Raw genomic sequence first — 4,305 nt, 5'->3', positions numbered from 1 at the left:
CAAAAAAATATAACCACACTAATTAACCTGAATTCTGAAAAATAAATCCATCTCGAGCAGCTATTTTCAGCGCTAACTGCGTTGAATTTACTGGCAATAGGCCGCTATTGACGCGTAAATTCGCCTTGTTTTCACTGAAAATCTCTTAACCAGAGTTCAGGTTAATTAAATTAATTCATTTGTGATTGTGGGTATTAAATTATGCGTGCTCTAAAACATGTAGCTATATGGCATAACGTAACGCCAACACTGTTTCGTAATGAAATTGCTCCACTAGCCGAGCCTGCTATTTTAAAGGGCTTAGTGAACGATTGGCCTATTGTTAAAAAAGCGAAAAAAGACGAAAAGATACCTCCAGCTCAATTGCCCACATGGTTAGAGTATTTGAGTAGTTTATACGTAGGAGGTGATGTCAGGATGGCTGAAATTAAGCCCTGCGCAAACCCCCACTTTTCGTATGATGAAGCATTAAATGGGTTTAACTTTAATCGAAAAATAGCCAGTTATGCGCATTTTTTGCAGTTATTGTGCACAAACGCGCAAAGCATTGAGCAAAATAATCAAGCCGGTGCAGTGGCAATTCAAAGTGCTCCCGTTGCTGATTACTTTAATGAATTTGTACCTCAGCATAGCATGGCGCTGTTTTCTGATAATCCACAACCACGATTTTGGCTTGGAAATCAATCTACCGTAGTCGCTCATTATGATGACGCTGAGAATATTGCCTGTGTAGTGGCGGGTAAACGTAAAGTTACCTTATTTCCTCCACATCAAATTGCTAATTTATATATTGGCTCGCTGGAACATACCCCCGCAGGGGCACCTGTTTCAATGGTAAATTTAGATGATCCCGATTTTATTAAGTTTCCTAAATTTAAAGAGGCATTAAATGATGCGCTAATTGCTGAGTTAGAGCCTGGGGATGCGTTATTTATTCCTACGCTTTGGTGGCATCATGTTGAAGCGTTAAGTGGCATTAATATGCTGGTAAATTATTGGTCAGGTGGATCAATTACTCATACTGATGAGCCTGTGCCAATGGATGCCATGTTGCTGGCAATATTGACGATTCGCGATTTACCCAAAGCACAAAAAAAAGCATGGCAAGCCTTTTTTAATTATCAAGTATTTGATTACGACCCAGTACAAAACCAACATATTCCCGATCAATTTAAAGGGATTTTAAATACCTTAACAGATCAACAAAGAGTGCAAGTTAAGCAATGGCTTATCAAGCAGTTGAGCTAATTAAGTACAGTGAGATAACGTATGTCGATGAAATTATTATTAGTTGTTTGTTGCATGGCACTCAGTGTGAGTGCCTGTCAGAGTAATACCGAAAGTAGACAGCAAAAACAAAGCACTAAATTGAGCCCTGCAACTAACGCAGCCATTGATACCATTGCGCAAAGCTTAGAAATTAAATACCAACAGGTGGATAACCGGCCCTCGGCACAATGTGACCAGCAAGTGGAAGGGGGCAATTGTTATAAAGCTAATTTACGTTTGAGTACCCATAAAGCAATTAATTCTACACAGTGGAAAATTTACTTTAGTCATATTACGCCCATTCAGAGTATTGAAAGCGAAGAGTTTACAATTAATCACGTCAATGGTGACTTACATGTTATAGAGCCAACCGACAAATTTACGGGCTTTAAAACAAATGAAACAAAGGTCATTACTTTTTATGCCGATTTTTGGTCGTTGTCAGAAACAGATGCAATGCCTAACTACATCGTGGTTAACAATAACGACTATGCAAAAGTTGTTAATAGCACCAAAGCCATTATTGATGAAGATACGGGGCTAGAGTTATTACCTTTTGTTATGCCGTATACTGATGCAGAGCGTCAGTTCAAACGCACTAAAAATGATAAAACACAAAGGTTAACCGCTGAGCGTTTATATGAGCGAAATAAAAAATATGATTTTTCGTCTTATCTCACACAAAACCAGCAATCAACCGGTGTTATTGCACAGCAAATTATTCCTACGCCTAGCTATTCTGAATTTAGTAGTACGCGCACACTTAATATTAGTGAAGGGCTACACTTTAACTTTAATAATGTTAATAAAAACAAAGTGACTGCAGCTATTAATCGTCTTGAAAAACTAGGCATAAAACGTACAAACAATGCATTGGCGATTGATGTTAATCTGCATTTAGTCGCCAATAGCACTGATCCGCAAGGAAGTTATCAGTTAGCGATTAAAGCCGATACGATAGACATTAATGCGGTTGATGAGTCGGGAATTTTTTATGCCATTCAGAGCCTTGCGAGTTTATATAAAGTAGCAAGTGATACCTTGCCTGTTGGGGACGTTAAAGATTTACCTCATTACCAATTTAGAGGGATTTTAGTTGATGTAGCGCGTAACTTTCGCGATAAAAACTTTATTTTAAAGTTACTCGATCAAATGGGAGCCTACAAACTCAATAAACTCCATTTGCATTTAGGTGACGACGAAGGCTGGCGCTTAGCGATCCCTTCATTGCCTGAATTAACACAAGTGGGATCAAAGCGCTGTTTTGATAAAACAGAGCAACAATGTTTACTGCCACAACTAGGGGCGGGTGTCGATGCGTCGAGTGAAGCGAATGGTTTTTATTCTGTGGCTGACTATCAAGAAATCCTCAAAGCGGCGAGTGCGCGCCATATTCAAGTTATTCCTTCATTAGATATGCCAGGGCATTCTCGCGCAGCAATTAAATCGATGACGGCTCGTTATAATAAATACCTAAAGCAAGGCGACACGCTAAAAGCGGAGCAATTTTTATTACATGATCCGTCTGACACTACGCAATATTCGTCTGTGCAATATTACAACGACAACACTATTAATGTGTGTTTAGAGTCTTCTTATGCATTTATTAATGAAGTAATGCAGCAAGTAAAAGCAATTCATAGTGAGGCTAAACACCCTTTAACCCGTTACCATATTGGTGCCGATGAAACCGCAGGGGCTTGGGTTTCATCGCCAGCGTGTGCCCAGTATATAAAAAATAATGATTCTGGCATTACTAAGCTAAGTCAGTTGGGAAGTCACTTTATTGAGCGCATAGCAAATATGCTTGAGAGTATGGATATTGAAACTGCGGCGTGGAGCGATGGTTTATCTCATACTAATTTACACAATATGCCAGCGGTAGTGCAAGCAAATAGTTGGGGCTTATTAATGTGGAATGGTCACCAGCTAGCCCATCAGTTTGTGAACCAAGATTGGCAAGTGGTATTATCAAACCCTGATGTTTTATACTTTGACTTTCCTTATGAAGCAGACCCTAAAGAGCCCGGTTATTATTGGGGTTCGCGCCATATAAATACTGAAAAAGTATTTCAATTTATGCCTGATAACCTGCCTGTGCATGCAGAGTTTTGGCTTGATAGAGAAGATAATCCTTACGTAGCAGACGATACACTTAAGTTAGATGAAGCTGGAAATATTAAATCTGCGCCATTAATTGCGAATAAGCACGTTTTAGGTATTCAAGGACAACTATGGAGTGAGAATACTCGCACCAATAATATGGCTGAATATAAATTGTTTCCGCGTTTACTGTCACTCGCAGAGCGCGCTTGGCATAAAGCAAGTTGGTCAGTGCCTTATGACTATAATGGTTTTGTTTATAGCCAAAATAGTGACCGCTTTACAAAGCAGTTAGCACAGCTACGCGATTTTAAATGGCAAACGTTTTCGGCTACCTTGGGACTAAAAGAATTTGCTAAGTTAGAGGCTGAAAATATTCATTTTCGTATTCCAAATGTAGGAGCGCAAATAGTAAAGGGCACGCTTTTTGCCAATCTTGCATATCCTGGCTTTTTGATTGAATACAAAACTGTCGATGGTCAATGGAGTGACTATAAGCAGCCTGTAAAAGTGGACGCTGATATATGGGTGCGTGCTAAAACTATCTCGGGTAATCGCTTTGGTAGAGCATTAAAAGTTGCGCACCCTTAGGATGTGTTGATTTTTCGAGGTTGAATTTATACCAATCTGCTTATATATGAGGTCTATTTAACGTTAAAAAAATTACGCTAGGGCGTGTTGACCTTTCGTGATTGATTTTGCAGCAGACTGTTTGATATTTAAGCAAAGCAGAGTCTATGGTGTGTGGTTATTTCCCATAAATAGGCGATAACGCAGCATGAATGCCAAACATCCGCAGCCCTTTGAGCTCGTCTAGAGACGATTAACTCTTTGTTGCTCGATTTTTACTTAGCCCACTAGGTTACAAACCTCGCGCCGCGATTAAATCGTCCCTAGATTGAACAAATTTCAATCCACAAATATCAACACGAA

At 39.4% G+C, this 4,305-nt stretch carries 2 protein-coding genes; both read left to right on the top strand.

Annotation, left to right across the window (positions count from 1 at the left end; all coding sequences use genetic code 11):
* Nucleotides 1-201: 201 nt before the first annotated feature.
* Nucleotides 202-1,248, top strand: coding sequence for a cupin-like domain-containing protein (locus tag CWB66_RS13420; protein WP_138585767.1), 1,047 nt, complete (start codon nt 202-204; stop codon nt 1,246-1,248).
* A 27-nt stretch (nt 1,249-1,275) separates the two neighbouring features.
* Nucleotides 1,276-3,963: a family 20 glycosylhydrolase gene (locus CWB66_RS13415; protein ID WP_252371760.1), complete on the top strand. Its 2,688-nt coding sequence runs from the start codon at nt 1,276-1,278 to the stop codon at nt 3,961-3,963.
* Nucleotides 3,964-4,305: the final 342 nt, after the last annotated feature.

Origin of the sequence: Pseudoalteromonas sp. S558, from assembly GCF_005886635.1 — a bacterium.
GTDB classification, from domain to species: domain Bacteria; phylum Pseudomonadota; class Gammaproteobacteria; order Enterobacterales; family Alteromonadaceae; genus Pseudoalteromonas; species Pseudoalteromonas aliena.
The sequence above is the reverse complement of the archived record's forward strand: the minus strand, read 5'-3'. Positions and strand labels throughout refer to the sequence as shown.

Excerpts from the sequence above, each read along its gene's own strand:
- CWB66_RS13420 (WP_138585767.1), top strand. The coding sequence starts at position 202 with ATGCGTGCTCTAAAACATGTAGCTATATGGCATAACGTAACGCCAACA.
- CWB66_RS13415 (WP_252371760.1), top strand. The coding sequence starts at position 1,276 with ATGAAATTATTATTAGTTGTTTGTTGCATGGCACTCAGTGTGAGTGCC.